Source organism: Desulfovibrio sp., assembly GCF_014803725.1.
Lineage (GTDB): Bacteria > Desulfobacterota > Desulfovibrionia > Desulfovibrionales > Desulfovibrionaceae > Desulfovibrio.
Genome location: NZ_JAAVBE010000004.1, coordinates 39,284 through 56,090, shown reverse-complemented (window position 1 = coordinate 56,090; position 16,807 = coordinate 39,284). Strand labels below are relative to the sequence as shown.

Here is a 16,807-nt window from a genome sequence, read left to right as displayed (position 1 = left end):
CGGAGCTCGCGGGCCGGAGGTGTGGGGCGCCTCACGAGCGTGCAGCCCGGCGCCCTTTTGCGGCGGCGCCCTGCGGGCCCACTGGCGCCCGCAGGCGCGCCTTTTCCGCTGTGCGCCCCCGGCGGAGCCGGATTTCGTTACCAAGGCCAAGGAGCAAGGAGCCGTCCATGAACCGTCCCCGCGTAGTGATCACCGGCGTTTCGGGCATCACGCCGCTCGCCAATGACATCGACACCACCTGGAAGCGCCTCCTCGCGGGTGAATCCGGCATCGGCCCCATCACGCTCTTCGACGCGTCCGACTACACCTCGCGCATCGCCGGCGAAGTGAAGGATTTTTCGCCCGAAGAGTGGATCCCGGCCAAGCAGGTGCGGCGCATGGACCGCTTCACCCAGTTCGCCGTGGCCGCCGCCAAGATGCTCCTCGCCGATTCGGGCCTCGAGATAACGCCCGAGAACGCTGAAGACGTGGCCGTCATCCTCGGTATCGGCCTGGGCGGCCTGCGCACCATCGAGACGTGGCACGCCAAGCTGCTCGAGGCCGGGCCCAGCAAGATCTCGCCCTTCCTCATCCCCATGCTCATCTCCAACATGGGGCCCGGGCAGATCTCCATCTTCACCGGCGCCAAGGGGCCGAACATCGTCACCACCACGGCCTGCGCCTCGGGCATCCATGCCATCGGCACGGCCTACAGCGAGATAGTGCTCGGCCGCACCAAAAGCGTCATCACGGGCGGCGTGGAGGCCACCATCACGCCGCTCGGCGTGGCGGGCTTCACGGCGCTCAAGGCGCTCTCCACCCACTACAATGACGAGCCCACCAAGGCTTCGCGGCCCTTTGACGCCAAGCGCGACGGCTTTGTCATCGGCGAGGGCGCGGGCCTTCTGATGCTGGAAGACCTGGAAAGCGCCAAGGCGCGCGGCGCCAGGATCTACGCCGAGGTCGTGGGCTACGGCGCCTCGGGCGACGCCTACCACATGACCGCCCCGCACGAGACGGGCGAGGGCATGGCCGCAGCCATGACGCGCGCCCTGCGCGACGCGGGCCTCAAGCCCGAAGCCGTGGAGCATATCAACGCCCACGGCACTTCCACCCAGCTCAACGACAGCACGGAAACCAAGGCCATGAAGATCGCCTTCGGCGACCATGCGAAAAACCTCAAGATCTCGGCCACCAAGTCCATGACCGGGCATTTGCTCGGCGCGGCCGGCGGCATCGAATCCGTGTTCACGGCCCTGGCGCTCAGGGACGAGGTGCTACCCGGCACCATCAACCTGGAATATCCCGACCCCGCCTGCGACCTCAACTATCTCTCGGGCGGCACGGAGCGCGTGGCCTGCGAATACGGCATGTGCAATTCCTTCGGCTTCGGCGGCACCAACGCCAGCGTCATCTTTAAAAAGTGGACTGACTAAGGCCCGCACAGCAGGGGCGCCGTGGCGCCCCTCGTTTCGGCGCCCGGGATGCCGGGCGCCCGGCCCTCATGCCCGCGCCGCGCGGGCGCTCCTTCCGCAAAAGGATCTGCCTCAATGGATGAACTCATTCTCCAGGACCCCGAACTCGCCAACGCCATCGTTCTCGAATCCGACCGCCAGATGAGCAAGCTCGAGCTCATCGCGTCGGAAAACTTCGTTTCCGCGGCCGTGCGCGAGGCCCAGGGGAGCGTGCTCACCCACAAGTATGCCGAGGGCTATCCCGGCAAGCGCTATTACGGCGGCTGCGAATATGTGGACATGGTGGAGGAGATGGCCCGCGACCGCGCGCGGCGGCTCTTCAACTGCGTCCATGCCAACGTGCAGCCCCATTCCGGCTCGCAGGCCAACATGGCCGTGTACTTCGCCTGCCTCAAGCCCGGCGACACCATCCTCGGCATGAATCTCTCGCACGGCGGCCACCTCACCCACGGGAGCCCGGTGAATTTTTCGGGCCGCCTCTTCAACGTGGTCTCCTACGGCGTGCGCAAGGACACGGGCCGCATCGACTACGACGAGGTGGCGGCGCTCGCGCGCGAGCACAGGCCGGCCATGATCGTGGCCGGCGCCAGCGCCTATCCGCGCTTTCTCGATTTTGCGCGCTTCAGGGCCATCGCCGACGAGGTGGGCGCCCTGCTCATGGTGGACATGGCCCATATCGCGGGCCTCGTGGCCGCCGGGCTGCACGAGAGCCCCATCCCCTACGCCCATGTGACCACCACCACCACGCACAAGACCCTGCGCGGGCCCCGCGGCGGCATGATCCTGGCGGACGCGGACAATGCGAAACGCGTGGACAGCCAGATCTTCCCGGGCATGCAGGGCGGCCCGCTCATGCACGTCATCGCCGCCAAGGCCGCGGCCTTCGGCGAGGCCCTGCGCCCGGCCTTCGCGCGCTACGCGAAGCGCGTGGTGGAGAACGCCGCCGCGCTGGCCGACGGCCTCAAGGCCGCCGGCTTCGAGCTCGTCTCCGGCGGCACGGACAACCACCTGCTCCTCGTGGACCTGACGAACCTCGATGTCACGGGCAAGGACGCGGAAAGCGCGCTGGACGCGGCCGGCATCACGGTCAACAAGAACACCATCCCCTTTGAGACGCGCTCGCCCTTCGTGACCTCCGGCATCCGCCTCGGGAGCGCGGCCCTGACCACGCGCGGCCTCACTCGCGAGGACATGGCGACCGTGGCCGGCTTCATCGCCGAGAGCATCGAGAAGCGCGGCGATGCGCAGGCGCTCGCGGCCATCCGTGGCCGTGTTACGGAATTCGCCCGCCAGTTCCCGCTCTTTTCGTGGTAGCGGGCGTCCTTTTGCGAGCACGGCATGGAACGACTGCCCTGGCCTGACTATTTCATGAGCATCACTAGGCTCGTGAGCCTGCGCTCCACCTGCACCAGGCGGCGGGTGGGGGCCGTGGCCGTCAAGGACAAGCGCATCCTCGCCACGGGCTACAACGGGCCCCCGGCCGGCACGCCGCACTGCCTTGAGGTGGGGTGCCTCCGGCAGCAGCTCGGCATCCCCTCGGGCCAGCGGCACGAGATCTGCCGTGGGCTGCATGCCGAGCAGAACGTCATCATCCAGGCGGCGGTCCACGGCATCAGCATTGCCGGTGCCACGCTCTACTGCACCACGCAGCCCTGCGTGCTCTGCGCCAAAATGCTCATCAACTGCGGCATCCGCGAGATCTTCTACGCCGAGGCCTATCCCGACGAGCTCGCCACCACCATGCTCCGCGAGGCGGGCGTCCCCATGGAGCGCCTTGAGGTGGACTGGCTGCCCGAAGGCGCGGGCGCGCCCTGCGGCTGCGGAAAGGGGGCGGCATAAGCCATGGCGGATGCGCCGCAGAAAGCTCACGTGAACCATGAGGCGGAGCGGGAATTCGCCCCCTTCATGCGCGAGGCTATGGCGCTCGCCAGGCGCGGACGCTGGCACACCGCGCCCAATCCCATGGTCGGCGCGGTGCTCGTGCGTGACGATGAGGTCGTGGCGCGCGGCTGGCATCACGGCGCGGGCCAGCCGCACGCCGAGGTGGAATGCCTCAGGGACGCGGCGGAGCGCGGGGTCGCCCCGGCTTCCTGCACGCTCGTGGTCACGCTGGAGCCCTGCTGCCACCACGGCAAGACGCCGCCCTGCACCGACGCCATCCTCGCCGCCGGCATCAGGCGCGTGGTCTACGGCTTCAGGGACCCCAATCCCGTGGCCGGCGGCGGCGCGGCCCTGCTGGCGGGCGCCGGCCTTGAGGTCATCGGCCCGGTGCTCGAGTCCGAATGCCGCGACCTTGTGGCCGATTTCCTTGTCTGGCAGACCACCGAGCGCCCCTATGTGCTGCTCAAGCTGGCGGCCACCCTCGATGGCCGCATCGCCACGCGCAACGGGGTTTCGCAGTGGATCAGCGGGCCCGAGTCGCGCGGGAAGGTCCACGGACTGCGCGCGGGCATTGGTCTCGCGGGCGGGGCCGTGCTCGTGGGCGGGGGCACCTTCCGCGCCGATGACCCGCAACTGACCGCACGGGACGTGGACGAAGCCCCGCCGCGGCAGCCGCTCGCCTGCGTCATCACTTCGCGCCTTCCCGCGCCCGACGGCGCGCGCCTTGTGCGCGAGCGCCCGGAGGAAACGGTCTTCTTCGTCACGCCGGCCGGGGCGGCCTCCGCCGAGGCGCAGGCCCTGCGCGCCATTGGCGTGCGCGTCTTTGCCCTCGGGGCCTCGCCGGGCGGCGTGCCGCATTTTTCCACCATGCTCCGCATCTTGCGGCAGGAGCTCGGCTGCCTCTACGTGCTCTGCGAGGGCGGCAGCTACCTCGCGCTCGGCCTGCTCGAGGCGGGCCTCGTGGACGAGTTCCACCTGCATCTGGCGCCGCTCATCCTGGGCGATGCCGAGGCGCGGCCGCTTTTTGCCGGGCGCTCGCCGCTGGACCTTGAGGAAGGGCTGCGCCTGCGCCTTTGCGGGCTCGAGCGCTGCGGCGAGGACGCGCACCTGCTCCTCCGGCCGCGGGCGGACAGCGCGGAGCGGGCCTGATGTTCACCGGCATCATCCAGTGCGAGGGCGAAGTCGTGGCCTTGCGGGAAATGGCGGCGGAACGCCGCTTCCGCATCCGCCCGGCCGAGCCCTTCAGCGGCCTCACGGACGGCGAATCCATCGCGGTGAGCGGCGTCTGCCTCTCCGTGGAGGAGCATGACCGGGACACGTTCACGGCCTATGCCTCCGCCGAGACCGTGAGCCGCACCACCCTTGGGGCGCTGGGGGCAGGGGCGCGCGTCAACCTCGAGCGCGCGCTGGCCGTGGGCGACCGCCTTGGCGGCCATATGGTCAGCGGGCATGTGGATTGCGTGGCCGTGGTGAAGAGCATCGCGCGCCGGGGCGAATCCCTGTGCTGCCGGCTCGACTTTCCGGCGGCCTGGGGCGGCGAGGTCATCCCGAAAGGCTCGGTGGCGCTCGACGGCATCAGCCTCACGGTGAACGCCTGCGGCCCGGATTTTCTCGAGGTCAATGTCATCCCCGACACGCGGCGGCGCACCACCATGGGCGCCTGGCGCCCCGGGAGCCGCGTCAACATGGAGACCGACCTCGTGGGCAAGTATGTGGCGCACCTCTTGGGACCCTGGCAGGAGGCGGCGAGGGCAGCGGGCTTTCGGCCCGGCGCCCCCCGCAACAGCGCCCCGGCGGGGGGCCTGACCCTGGACACGCTGCGCGGGGCCGGATTTTTGTGAGCCGGCCATTGCCGGGATTTTCCTGAACGGGAAACGGAGCGGCGCGCCCTTCGGCTGCGCCTCCACGGGAGCGAACATGAGCGACATCACCACCATCGCCGGGCAGCTCGACGCCCGCGGCCTGAAGGTCGGCCTTGTGGCCGCGCGCTTCAATGACTTCATCGTTGACCGCCTCGTGGCCGGCGCCGTGGACTATCTCACGCGCCACGGCCTCGACCCCGCCACCCTGACCATCGTGCGCGTGCCGGGCGCTTTCGAGCTGCCGCTCGTCTGCCGCAGGCTTGTGACCGCGCACAAGTTCGACGGCCTCGTGGCCTTGGGCGCGGTCATCCGCGGGGCCACGCCGCACTTCGACTATGTGTGCGCCGAGGCCACCAAGGGCATCGCGCACACCATGCTCGAATCGGGCACGCCCATCGGCTTCGGGCTGCTCACCTGCGACACCATCGAGCAGGCCATCGAGCGCGCGGGCTCCAAGGCTGGCAACAAGGGCGTGGAAGCCGCCGCCGCCATGCTGGAGACCGTCCGCGTTTTGGAGCAGCTCTAGGGCATGGCCGCGAACAGGCGCCCCACGCGCAGAAGCGCCCGCGAGCTGGCCTTCCAGGTGCTCTACGGCCTGTGTTTTTCGCCGGCGAAGGACAAGGACGCGCTCTGGCGGCAGTTCGTGCTTTCGCCGCACAACGCGGCCATGAGCGAGGCAGATCTCGACAGCGAGCCCTCGGGCTTCGCCTGGGAGCTCGTGGACGGCGTGTGGAGCCACACGCAGGAGCTTGACGAGGCCATCGGCCGCTTTTCGCACAACTGGCGCGTGGACAGGCTCGGCAAAATCGAGCTCACCATCCTGCGCCTTGCGCTGTTTGAACTCTTCTGGCGCGACGACGTGCCGCCCAAGGCCGCCATCAACGAGGCCCTGGAACTGGCGCGCGAGTTCGGCGACGAGAAGGCGCGGGCCTTTCTCAACGGCATCCTTGACGCGGCCGCCCGTTCGACGGCAAGCCGGGCCGGGGCCGAGGCTCCGGCCCCCCAGAGCGACCGCGAAGCAGGTAAAAAAGAATGATGCAGGAACGCTATCATCCGCAGGAACTGGAAGAAAAGTGGCAGGCCCGCTGGCAGGCCGAGAATGCCTTTGCCTGCACGCACGGCGGCGACAGGCCCAAGTGCTATGTGCTCGAGATGCTGCCCTATCCCTCGGGCAAGATCCACATGGGCCATGTGCGCAACTATTCCATTGGCGACGTGGTGGCGCGCATGCGCCGCATGCAGGGCTTCAACGTGCTGCATCCCATGGGCTGGGACGCCTTCGGCCTGCCCGCGGAAAACGCGGCCATCAAGCATCATGTGCCGCCGGCCGCCTGGACCTACGGCAATATCGCCGAGATGCGCGCCCAGCTCAAGCGCATGGGCTTTTCCTATGACTGGTCGCGCGAGATAGCCACCTGCCGCCCGGAATATTATCGCTGGGAGCAGCTTTTCTTCCTGAAGATGCTGGAAAAGGGGCTCGCCTACCGCAAGAAGGCCCCGCAGAACTGGTGCCCCTCCTGCCACACCGTGCTCGCCAACGAGCAGGTGGAGGAGGGCCGCTGCTGGCGCTGCGACAGCGTGGTGGAGCAGAAGGAGCTCACCCAGTGGTTCCTCGGCATCACGGCCTATGCCGACGAGCTTCTGGCCGACCTCGACCGTCTCGACGGCGGCTGGCCCGACCGCGTGCTCACCATGCAGCGCAACTGGATCGGCCGCTCCGAGGGCGCGCGCATCCGCTTCGGGCTCGAACGCGACTATGACGGCACGGACCATGTGGAGGTCTTCACCACAAGGCCGGACACGCTCTATGGCGTCACCTTCATGACCCTCGCGCCCGAGCATCCGCTCGTGGAACGGCTCATCGAGGGCAAGCCCCAGGCCGCGGAAGTGCGCGCCTTTGTGGAGCGCATCCGCAATATGGACCGCCTCGAGCGCCAGTCCGACACTCTGGAGAAGGAGGGCATCTTCACCGGCGCCTATGCCCTGCATCCCCTCACGGGCGAGCGCGTGCCCATCTGGCTCGGCAACTTCGTGCTCGCGGGCTACGGCACGGGCGCGGTCATGGGCGTGCCCGCGGGCGACCAGCGCGATTTCGAGTTTGCCCGCAAATACGGTCTTCCCGTCCGTGTGGTGGTGGAGCCCGAGGGCGCGCACCTCGACCCGGCAACCATGCAGGAGGCCTATACGGGCCCGGGCATCATGGTCAATTCCGGCCCCTTCGACGGCATGGACAACGAGGCCGGCAAGAAGGCGGTGGTGGCCGCGCTTGAGGCCGGGGGCAAGGGCAGCTCCGCCATCCAGTTCCGCCTCCGGGACTGGAACATCTCGCGCCAGCGCTACTGGGGCGCGCCCATCCCGGTGGTCTATTGCGAGCGCTGCGGCATGGTGCCCGAAAAGGAGGAGAACCTGCCCGTCATCCTGCCGCTGGACGTCAAGGTGCGCGACGACGGCCGCTCGCCCTTGCCCGAAACGCCCTCCTTCGTGGACTGCACCTGCCCGCGCTGCGGTGGCTCGGCGCGCCGCGAGACCGACACGCTCGACACCTTCGTGGAATCCTCGTGGTATTTCTCGCGTTACACCTCGGCGCGCGACACCGAGGCAGCCTTCGACCCGGCCTCGCTTTCCTACTGGATGCCGGTGGACATCTATATCGGCGGCGTGGAGCACGCCATCCTGCACCTGCTCTACGCCCGCTTCTTCACCAAGGCCCTGCGCGACCTGGGCTTCTACCCGGCCGACCTCGCCGAACCGTTCTCCCGCCTGCTCACCCAGGGCATGGTGCTCAAGGACGGCAGCAAGATGTCCAAGTCCAAGGGCAATGTGGTGGACCCCTCGGAGATGATCGACAAATACGGCGCGGACACCGTACGCCTGTTCTGCCTCTTCGCGGCGCCGCCCGAGCGCGACTTTGAATGGACGGACGCGGGCATCGAGGGTTCCTCGCGCTTTCTCGCGCGCATCTGGCGCCTCTTCATGGAGGAGCGCGAGCGCCTGCTGCCGCTGGCCGCCTGCGGCGCCACGGCCGAGGACGCGACGACCGAAGCCGCCCGCGACCTGCGCCGCAAGGAGCACGAAACCGTCAAGAAGGTCACGTCCGACATGGCCGTGGGCCGCTTCCAGTACAATACGGCCATCGCGGCCATCATGGAGCTTGTCAACGCGCTCTATCTCGCTCGCGAAAAGCTGGGCGCGACGGAGCCGGAGCGCCGCGTGTTCTCCTCGGTCATGGCCACGGTGCTGACCCTGCTCTCGCCGGTGGCGCCGCATATCTGCGCCGAGCTCTGGGAACGCCTCGGCCACAAGGGCGACGTGGGCGCCGAGCCGTGGCCCGTGTGGGACGAGGCCGCGCTCGCGCGCGACACCGTGACCATCGCCCTCCAGGTGAACGGCAAGCTGCGCGGCACCTTGCAGGCGCCCGCCGACGCGGACAAGGAGACGCTGGAAGCCGCGGCCCTGGCCGACCCGGCGGCGCAGCGGCACCTTGCGGGTCTCACTGTGCGCAAGGTCGTGGTGGTGCCCGGCAAGCTCGTCAACATCGTGGCGTCCTAGGCCGCACATGGCAGGCCCCGCGCAGATGCCCGGCCGGGGGGCGGCCAAGGGAGCGCCGCCCGGCACGGGCGGGGAAAAGCCGGGCTTCAGTTTCCTCGTGTGCCCGGACGGCCACATGCTGCGCCGCGCCCTGGATGACGCGCTCGCCGCGTGCCCGCCGGAGCTCGGCCAGTGGGAGCGCCATGTCTTCTGGGGCGACGAGGAGCCGCCCCCGCGCTTCTGGGAACTTTTGAGCCTCGAAGAGCTCTTCGGCGCCTCCCGCGCCGTGGTGGTGCGCCAGGCGCAGCTCTGGCCCGCGGCCGTGTGGAAAAAGCTCTCCCGGGCCATCGCCCGGCCCGCGGCGCGCACCTGGCCCGTTTTCTGCCTGGAAGGCGAGTGGGAAAAGCGCCGTCCCAAGATCCCGGCCCATATCACCCGCCTGCGCTGCTTCGCCTTTGCCGATGAGCGCGGCTGGGTCTGGCGCGGCGAGGGCCTGACCGAGCGCGACGTGCCCCGCCATGTGCGCGAGCGCGCCCGAGCCCTGGGCCTCGCCTTCGAGCCGCAGGCGCTGGAACAGTTCTGCGCCTCGGTGCCGCCGGACGGCCTCGCCATTGAGAACGAGCTCACCAAGCTCAGGCTCATGTCCGGGGACGCGCCCGTGACCTCGGCCATGACCGCCGCCGGCGGCTGGACGCCGGAATGCAATGTCTTCGCCTGCATCCGGCGCATGGAGAGCGGCGATCTCGCGGGCGTGTGGCGCGAGCTTGCGCGCAGCGACGACGGCGACCGGCTGCTCTTCTCTCTCCTCGCCCTTTTGGCGCGCGAATGGCGCCTGCTCTGGGAGATCCTCGCGGGCGAGGAGCCGCGCCTCCACCCTTCGGACGCCTCCTTCAAGCGTGCGCTGGCCCAGCGGCTCGGACCGTCGGGGCTGGCGCAGGGCTTCGCGGCGCTGGCCGATGCCGAGTGGCAGGTCAAGAGCGGCCGGCGGAGCCCTTCGCAGTCGCTGGAAAGCCTTGCCGCCGCCATGACCGCGCTCTGCGCCCCGCCGCGCCGGGGTTAGTGCGGCCCGCATGTGCCGCTTTTCCAGCCCGTATTGTGCTTGTGTATTGGCGAACTGTGCTGCATCCTTAATGCCGAAATTATCCGTCAAAAACAGCCTTTTTGGTGCTTGCTGCGTCAGAAAAAAATTTCCTCGGTCGAGTACTTAAGTACACTCCCTTCGGAAATTATTTTTCTTCCTTGCAAGCACCAAAAAATCTTATTTTTTAGGATTCTTCCGGCAACAGCACCCGTCTTCCGCTTCGCTCCAGACGGAAAGTGGAAGGGCGGTTGACCCCGTTACATAACCGATACCACTTGTGCCCACCCCCTCCCCTTCTTTGCTTTTGGGCCGAAGTGCGGTAGACAGGCCCTTCTTCCCCCGAAAGCGCTCTTGTCAAACCCTCAGGACTGCTTACTCTATGTCAGCCGGCCCCAAGGCCCCATCGCCGCCCCATACCGGGCACCGCGCCCGGCTCCGCGAAAGGCTTGCCCGCGAACCGCTCGCCGTGGCCGATTATGAGGTGCTGGAGCTCCTTCTGGGCTATGCCCTGCGCCGTACGGATACCAAGCCGCTGGCGCGCGAGCTGCTGCGCCGCTTCGAGACTATCCGCGGCGTGGTGGACGCAAGGCCCGACGAGCTTACGCAGGTGCCGGGCTTCGGGCCCGGGCTTCTGGCCTTCTGGCAGGTGCTTCGCGAGGTGCTGGCCCGGCGCGCCTCCGCGCCGCTCAGGCGCCGCAAGGAGCTGGCCACGCCCGAGGCCGTGGCCCGCATGGCGCGCGAGCGCCTCTGCGCCTCGCCGCACGAGGAATGCTGGGTCGCGCTGGTGGACGGGGCCAACCGCCTCCTCGCGTGGGAACGCCTCTCCCGCGGCGGCGTGAGCGCCGTGCCCCTGCAGCCGCGCGATGTGCTGGAAAGCGCGCTCATGCGCAAGGCGAGCGGCATCATCCTCGTGCACAACCACCCGGGCGGCGACGCGTGGCCCTCGCAACCCGACCTGGCGCTCACGGCGGAGCTGCAACGCCTCGCCCCGCGTCTCGGGCTCCGCTTCGTGGACCACGTCATCGTCACCGAAGGCGACTGTTACAGCATCACCCAGTGCAAGGTTCTCTGAGTTTTCAGGGGGAAAAATGACCGAAGATACGAAAGATCCCGCCATCCTCCCGGACGGCGCGGAAGATCTCGACGCCGCTACGGCTCCCGATGCCGACGCCGCCCCCGCGGAAGGGGACGGGCCGGCCGCTGACCGGCCGCTGCCGCCTGTGCTCCCCGTGCTGCCCGTGCGCGACGTGGTGGTGTTCAACTATATGATCCTGCCGCTCTTCATCAGCCGAGAAAAATCCGTCAGGGCCGTGGAGGCCGCGGTGCGCCGCGGGCGCCAGCTGCTGGTGGTGGCCCAGCGCGAGGAGGGCGTGGAGGATCCCGGCCCGGCCGACCTCTACCAGACCGGCACCGTGGTGCAGGTCATGCGCATGCTCAAGATGCCGGACGGCCGCATCAAGGTGCTGGTGCAGGGCGTGAGCCGCGCGCGCGTGGCCGGCTACCGGCAGGCCGAGCCCTTCCTCGAGGCGCGCGTGGAGCATGTGGCCGAGGCGCCGGTGCCCGCTGGCGCGGACGTGGAGGCGCTGTTGCGGGCCGTGCGCGAGCAGAGCGAGAAGGTGCTCTCCCTCCGGGGCATCTCCTCGCCGGACATCCTCGGCGTGCTTCAGGGCGTGGACGACCCCGGCCGCCTTGCGGACATCATCGCCGCCAACCTGCACATGAAGATGGCCGAGGCCCAGGCCATCCTCGAAGCCGACGACCCGCTGGAACGCCTGCGCCTCGTGCATGAGCGCCTCCAGCACGAGCTCGAGGTCGCCACCGTGCAGGCGCGCATCCAGGGCGCGGCCCGCGAGGGTATGGACAAGGCGCAGAAGGAGTATTTCCTGCGCGAACAGCTCAAGGCCATCCGCCACGAGCTGGGCGACGGCGAGGACGATGCCGACGACGACATTGCGAGCCTCAAGGAGGCGCTGGACAAGGCCGGCCTCACGGGCGAGGCGCGCACCGAGGCCGACCGGCAGCTCCGGCGCCTCTCGGGCATGCACGCGGATTCCTCCGAGGCGTCCGTGCTGCGCTCCTATCTGGAATGGCTTGCCGACCTGCCGTGGAAGAAGCAGTCCCGCGACCGGCTCGACATCGCCCGCGCGCGCGACATCCTCGATGAGGATCATTGCGGGCTCGAAAAGGTCAAGGAGCGCATCCTCGAATTCCTGAGCGTGCGCAAGCTCAACCCGCGCTCCAAGGGGAGCATCCTCTGTTTCTCCGGCCCTCCCGGGGTGGGCAAGACCTCGCTCGGCCGGTCCATCGCGCGGGCCCTCGGGCGCAAGTTCCAGCGCCTCTCCCTCGGCGGCATGCACGACGAGGCCGAGATCCGCGGCCACCGGCGCACCTATATCGGCGCCATGCCCGGCCGCATCCTCCAGGCGCTGCGCCAGGCGGGCACGCGCAACCCGGTCATGGTGCTGGACGAGGTGGACAAGCTTGGTGCGGACTTCCGCGGCGACCCCTCCTCGGCGCTCCTGGAAGTGCTGGACCCCGAGCAGAACAACACCTTCAGCGACCATTATCTCAACGTGCCCTTTGACCTTTCGCGCGTGCTCTTCATCTGCACGGCGAACCATGTGGATTCCATCCCCGCCGCGCTGCGCGACCGCATGGAGGTCATCACGCTGCCGGGCTACACGCGGCAGGAAAAGGCCGAGATCGGCAAGCGGCACCTGTTGCCCAAGCGCGTGGAGGACACGGGCCTCAAGGAGGGCGACGTGCGTCTCACGGACGCGGCCCTCGACAAGATCATCGCCGAATACACGCGCGAGGCCGGCGTGCGCAATCTTGAGCGCGAGCTCGGCGCCGTGTGCCGCAAGCTGGCGCGGCGCAAGGCCGAGGGCGCGCGCGGCCCCTTCCGCGTCGGGCCGGCCGAGGTGGAAAAGCTGCTGGGCGCGCCGCGCTTCCTCGAAGACGAGAGCGAGGCTGAGCTCGAACCCGGCATGGCCCTCGGCCTCGCCTGGACGCCGGCCGGCGGCGAGGTGCTCACCGTGGAGGCCTCGGCGGTCAAGGGCAAGGGCGCGCTCCTGCTCACCGGCCAGCTCGGCGATGTTATGAAGGAGAGCGCCCAGGCCGCCATGAGCTATATCCGCTCACGGGCGGATGTGCTCGGCCTCGACCCTGCCTTTGCCGCCCGGCACGACATCCACATCCATGTGCCCGCGGGCGCCACGCCCAAGGACGGTCCCTCGGCCGGCGTGACGCTCACCACGGCGCTCATTTCCGCGCTCACCGGGCAGTCCGCCCGCGCGGACCTGTGCATGACCGGCGAGATCACCCTGCGCGGCCGGGTGCTGCCCGTGGGCGGCATCAAGGAAAAGATCCTCGCCGGCGTGGCTCGCGGGCTCAGGCATGTCATCATCCCGCACCAGAATATGAAGGATCTGGAAGACGTGCCCAGGGAGCTCCTCAAGCGCATCAGGGTGCATCCCGTGCGCAAGTATGACGAGGTGCTCGCCCTGGCCTTCGCCGGCGGAGCTTTGGCCGGACCGGGCGCCAAGCCCGCCAGCATGCGCGGCGAAAAGGCGGCCGCCGAAAAGAAGCGCAAGGAGGCCGTGCCCCCGGCGCCGCGCAGGCGGCGCGCCCCGGCCACCCGCCTGCCCGACAGGCCCTCGGCCTGAGGCAAGCCCATGCGCCTTGGCGAATACGAGCGAAAGATCGCCCGGCAGTTGACAGAGGCGGGGGTGGACAGCCCCCGCCTTTGCGCGCGCCTTCTCTGCGCGTACGCCCTGGGGCTTACCAAGCTCGGCGTGGCCCTTGCGCCGGAGCGGGAGCTGGACGAGGTGGAGGCCGCGCGGCTCGCGGCGCTCGCGGCGCGCCGGGCCACGGGCGAGCCCCTGGCGCATATCACGGGCACGCGGGAATTTTTCGGCCGCGATTTCCGCGTCACGCGGCATACGCTGGTGCCCCGGCCGGAGACCGAGCTTCTGGTGGAGACGGCCTTGGAGCTTTTGCCCGCAGGCCCGCTCATGTTCGCGGACATGGGTACGGGCAGCGGCTGCATCGGCATCAGCCTCGCCTGCGAGCGGCCCTTGTGGCGGGGGATATTGCTGGAAAAGAGCGCCGAGGCGCTTCGCATGGCGCGGGAGAACGCCGCGGCGCTCCTCGGGAGGGAGGGCGCGGGGCCTGGGGCCAGCCGGCTGGCACTTGTCCTCGCCGACCTCTTCGCCCCGCCGCTGCGGGCACGCGCGTTGGATCTCGTGATCAGCAATCCTCCTTATATAGGGGAAGGGGAGCGGCCTCAGGTCATGGACGAAGTGCTCCGCTTCGAGCCCGCATCCGCGCTGTTTTCGCCGGCGGAGGGCCTTGCGCATCTCGCGGCCGTGGGCGAGGCGGCCCGGCGGCTGCTCAGGGCTGGCGGCCTCGTCATCCTCGAGCATGGCGCAGCCCAGGGGGCGGCCGTGCGCGGGCTGCTGGCGCGGCAGGGCTTTACGGGCATCGGGACGCGGCGCGACCTCGCGGGCCTTGAGCGGTGCAGCTTTGGCGGGCTCGGCTGAGGAGCAAAGCTCCCGCGGCNGAAAAGATATTTTTTGCTTGCCAAGAAAAGNGAAANCGGTTANGAAAGCAACTTGCCGCTGGCGTAGCTCAACTGGCAGAGCAGCTGATTTGTAATCAGCAGGTTGCGGGTTCGAGTCCCATCGCCAGCTCCACGAGACGCTGAACAAAAGCCCNTAGNGGCTTTTGCGGCACTGTGGGGAGGGGTTCCCGAGTGGCCAAAGGGAACAGACTGTAAATCTGTCGTCGTNAGACTTCGGTGGTTCAAATCCACCCCCCTCCACCAGCCCTGCACTTCGCGGAAGCCCCGCTTCCGCNCNNGGCCCNNAAGGCCGTGCGGGGTGANANANTGGCTGCCTTGGCTGTAGGAGACAGNACGACTGTCGGGGAACTACGGCGCGGCGGACGCCGGGGCNTGAGNCCCGGTGCGCGAAAATGCGCCGCCACTGTGCGGGAATAGCTCAACGGCTAGAGCATCAGCCTTCCAAGCTGAGGGTTGCGGGTTCGAATCCCGTTTCCCGCTCCATTCCTGCAAGNNTCCCCCGTACCGACTCCCGCCANNGCGCTTCCCTGGGAACAGGGAAAGATTCGGGCGCNANGNGNCNATGGTTACGCGAAAGACGCCCCTGCCNNNNGGCNNNGGCGGAGTGGNACCGCAACAGCAATTTTTTTCCAGGGAGACGTAAGATGGGCAAAGCGAAATACGAACGCAAGAAGCCGCATGTCAACATCGGCACCATCGGCCACATCGACCACGGCAAGACCACCCTCACCGCGGCCATCACCAAGATCGCCGGNCTCAAGGGCGAGGGCANCTTCGTCTCGTATGACGAGATCGACAAGGCCCCCGAAGAAAAGGAACGCGGCATCACCATCGCCACGGCCCACGTGGAATACGAGACGCCCAAGCGCCATTACGCCCATGTGGACTGCCCCGGCCACGCCGACTACATCAAGAACATGATCACCGGCGCCGCCCAGATGGACGGCGGCATCCTCGTGGTGGCCGCCACCGACGGCCCCATGCCGCAGACCCGCGAGCACATCCTGCTCGCCCGCCAGGTGGGCGTGCCGCAGCTCGTGGTCTTCCTCAACAAGTGCGACCTCGTGGACGACGAGGAGCTGCTTGAGCTCGTCGAGCTGGAAGTGCGCGAACTGCTCTCCCAGTACGACTTCCCCGGCGACGAGGTGCCGGTCATCCGCGGCTCCGCCCTCAAGGCGCTGGAGTGCGACAAGGCCGACGACCCCGCCGCCAAGTGCGTGGACGAGCTGCTCGAAGCCTGCGACTCCTTCATCCCCGACCCGGTGCGCGACATCGACAAGCCCTTCCTCATGCCCATCGAAGACGTGTTCTCCATCTCCGGCCGCGGCACCGTGGTGACCGGCCGTGTGGAGCGCGGCGTCATCAAGGTGGGCGACGAAGTGGAGATCGTGGGTATCAAGCCCACCCAGAAGACCACCTGCACCGGCGTCGAAATGTTCCGCAAGCTGCTCGACCAGGGCCAGGCCGGCGACAATATCGGCGTGCTCCTGCGCGGCACCAAGCGTGACGAGGTGGAGCGCGGCCAGGTGCTCGCGGCGCCCAAGTCCATCACGCCGCACAAGAAGTTCAAGGCCGAAGTGTACGTCCTCTCCAAGGAGGAAGGCGGCCGCCACACGCCGTTCTTCTCCGGCTACCGTCCGCAGTTCTACTTCCGCACCACGGACATCACCGGCGTCATCGACCTGCCCGAAGGCGTGGAAATGGTCATGCCCGGCGACAACTCGCAGTTCATCGTCGAGCTCATCGCGCCCATCGCCATGGAAGTGGGCCTGCGCTTCGCCATCCGCGAAGGCGGCCGCACCGTGGGCTCCGGCGTGGTGACCGAGATCCTCGAGTAGGGCCATGAGAGTCAACGTCATCCTGGCTTGCACCGAGTGCAAGCGGCGCAACTACAGCACCCGGAAGAACAAGAAGAACACCACCGGGCGTCTGGAAATGAAAAAGTATTGCCCCTGGGACAAGAAGCACACGGTGCATCGCGAAACCAGGTAGTCACTTTCCGCCGGGGGAGGGGCCCTNCCTCTCCCGGCGGCGCGCAGGGCAGTAGCTCTAACGGCTAGAGCGGCGGTCTCCAAAACCGCAAGTTGGGGGTTCGAATCCCTCCTGCCCTGCCATTTTTTATCTTCCGGGATGCACGCTATGGCAAAGAAGCAGGCGCAGGCCGCGGACGACAGGGCCGATTCGGCGCCGAATCCCATCACGCGCTTCATCCGTTATGTGGAAGCCTCCAAGGCCGAACTGCGCAAGGTCACCTGGCCCACGCTCAAGGAGACGCGCAAGGCGACCCTGGCCGTGCTGGGCTTCGTGGCCGTCATGGCCGTCATTCTGGGCCTGATTGACCTCGGTCTCTCAAGCCTGATCAAGACCATACTGTCCTGAAGGCCGCTATGAACGATTCCGTNGCAGATACCGCNCCGGA

The 16,807-nt window shown here is 68.3% G+C and carries 15 protein-coding genes and 4 tRNA genes; all 19 read left to right on the top strand.

Annotated features, from left to right (window positions below; genetic code table 11):
• Window positions 1-167 precede the first annotated feature (167 nt).
• On the top strand, window positions 168-1,415 hold the full coding sequence (gene fabF / locus HDR50_RS01680; RefSeq protein ID WP_291355357.1) for a beta-ketoacyl-ACP synthase II: 1,248 nt from the start codon (window positions 168-170) through the stop codon (window positions 1,413-1,415).
• A 114-nt stretch (window positions 1,416-1,529) separates the two neighbouring features.
• Window positions 1,530-2,768 carry a serine hydroxymethyltransferase gene (glyA, locus tag HDR50_RS01675; protein ID WP_291355356.1) on the top strand — a complete coding sequence of 413 codons (1,239 nt, stop codon included), beginning with the start codon at window positions 1,530-1,532 and terminating at the stop codon, window positions 2,766-2,768.
• Window positions 2,769-2,792: 24 nt separating this feature from the next.
• Window positions 2,793-3,293, top strand: a complete 501-nt coding sequence (locus tag HDR50_RS01670) for a cytidine/deoxycytidylate deaminase family protein (RefSeq protein ID WP_291355355.1) — start codon at window positions 2,793-2,795, stop codon at window positions 3,291-3,293.
• A gap of 66 nt (window positions 3,294-3,359) precedes the next feature.
• On the top strand, window positions 3,360-4,484 hold the full coding sequence (gene ribD, locus HDR50_RS01665) for a bifunctional diaminohydroxyphosphoribosylaminopyrimidine deaminase/5-amino-6-(5-phosphoribosylamino)uracil reductase RibD (RefSeq protein WP_291355395.1): 1,125 nt from the start codon (window positions 3,360-3,362) through the stop codon (window positions 4,482-4,484).
• A complete protein-coding gene (locus HDR50_RS01660; protein ID WP_291355354.1) occupies window positions 4,484-5,176 on the top strand; it encodes a riboflavin synthase in 693 nt (230 codons plus the stop codon). The genes ribD and HDR50_RS01660 overlap by 1 nt, the downstream gene beginning before the upstream one ends.
• Window positions 5,177-5,252: 76 nt before the next feature.
• Window positions 5,253-5,723 (top strand): 6,7-dimethyl-8-ribityllumazine synthase, encoded by a 471-nt coding sequence (gene ribE / locus HDR50_RS01655; protein ID WP_291355353.1) that lies wholly within the window; start codon window positions 5,253-5,255, stop codon window positions 5,721-5,723.
• Window positions 5,724-5,726: 3 nt separating this feature from the next.
• Complete coding sequence (nusB, locus tag HDR50_RS01650; protein ID WP_291355352.1) at window positions 5,727-6,233, top strand: transcription antitermination factor NusB; 507 nt, start codon at window positions 5,727-5,729, stop codon at window positions 6,231-6,233.
• Window positions 6,230-8,746, top strand: coding sequence for a leucine--tRNA ligase (leuS, locus tag HDR50_RS01645; protein ID WP_291355351.1), 2,517 nt, complete (start codon window positions 6,230-6,232; stop codon window positions 8,744-8,746). The genes nusB and leuS overlap by 4 nt, the downstream gene beginning before the upstream one ends.
• 7 nt (window positions 8,747-8,753) lie before the next feature.
• Complete coding sequence (gene holA / locus HDR50_RS01640) at window positions 8,754-9,785, top strand: DNA polymerase III subunit delta (RefSeq protein ID WP_291355350.1); 1,032 nt, start codon at window positions 8,754-8,756, stop codon at window positions 9,783-9,785.
• A 400-nt stretch (window positions 9,786-10,185) separates the two neighbouring features.
• The gene (gene radC, locus HDR50_RS01635) at window positions 10,186-10,878 is read left to right on the top strand and encodes a DNA repair protein RadC (protein WP_291355349.1); all 693 of its coding nucleotides are present in this window, start codon (window positions 10,186-10,188) and stop codon (window positions 10,876-10,878) included.
• Window positions 10,879-10,894: 16 nt separating this feature from the next.
• The gene (gene lon / locus HDR50_RS01630) at window positions 10,895-13,471 is read left to right on the top strand and encodes an endopeptidase La (RefSeq protein WP_291355348.1); all 2,577 of its coding nucleotides are present in this window, start codon (window positions 10,895-10,897) and stop codon (window positions 13,469-13,471) included.
• Window positions 13,472-13,480: 9 nt separating this feature from the next.
• Window positions 13,481-14,347 carry a peptide chain release factor N(5)-glutamine methyltransferase gene (prmC, locus tag HDR50_RS01625; RefSeq protein ID WP_291355347.1) on the top strand — a complete coding sequence of 289 codons (867 nt, stop codon included), beginning with the start codon at window positions 13,481-13,483 and terminating at the stop codon, window positions 14,345-14,347.
• Between the two features lie 77 nt (window positions 14,348-14,424).
• Window positions 14,425-14,500, top strand: a tRNA-Thr gene (locus tag HDR50_RS01620).
• Between the two features lie 45 nt (window positions 14,501-14,545).
• A tRNA-Tyr gene (locus tag HDR50_RS01615) sits at window positions 14,546-14,631 on the top strand.
• A gap of 164 nt (window positions 14,632-14,795) precedes the next feature.
• Window positions 14,796-14,871, top strand: a tRNA-Gly gene (locus HDR50_RS01610).
• Window positions 14,872-15,032: 161 nt separating this feature from the next.
• A complete protein-coding gene (tuf, locus tag HDR50_RS01605; RefSeq protein WP_291355346.1) occupies window positions 15,033-16,226 on the top strand; it encodes an elongation factor Tu in 1,194 nt (397 codons plus the stop codon).
• Window positions 16,227-16,230: 4 nt separating this feature from the next.
• Complete coding sequence (rpmG, locus tag HDR50_RS01600; RefSeq protein ID WP_165079039.1) at window positions 16,231-16,380, top strand: 50S ribosomal protein L33; 150 nt, start codon at window positions 16,231-16,233, stop codon at window positions 16,378-16,380.
• A 45-nt stretch (window positions 16,381-16,425) separates the two neighbouring features.
• Window positions 16,426-16,502, top strand: a tRNA-Trp gene (locus HDR50_RS01595).
• A gap of 25 nt (window positions 16,503-16,527) precedes the next feature.
• Window positions 16,528-16,767, top strand: a complete 240-nt coding sequence (gene secE / locus HDR50_RS01590; protein ID WP_291355345.1) for a preprotein translocase subunit SecE — start codon at window positions 16,528-16,530, stop codon at window positions 16,765-16,767.
• Window positions 16,768-16,807: the final 40 nt, after the last annotated feature.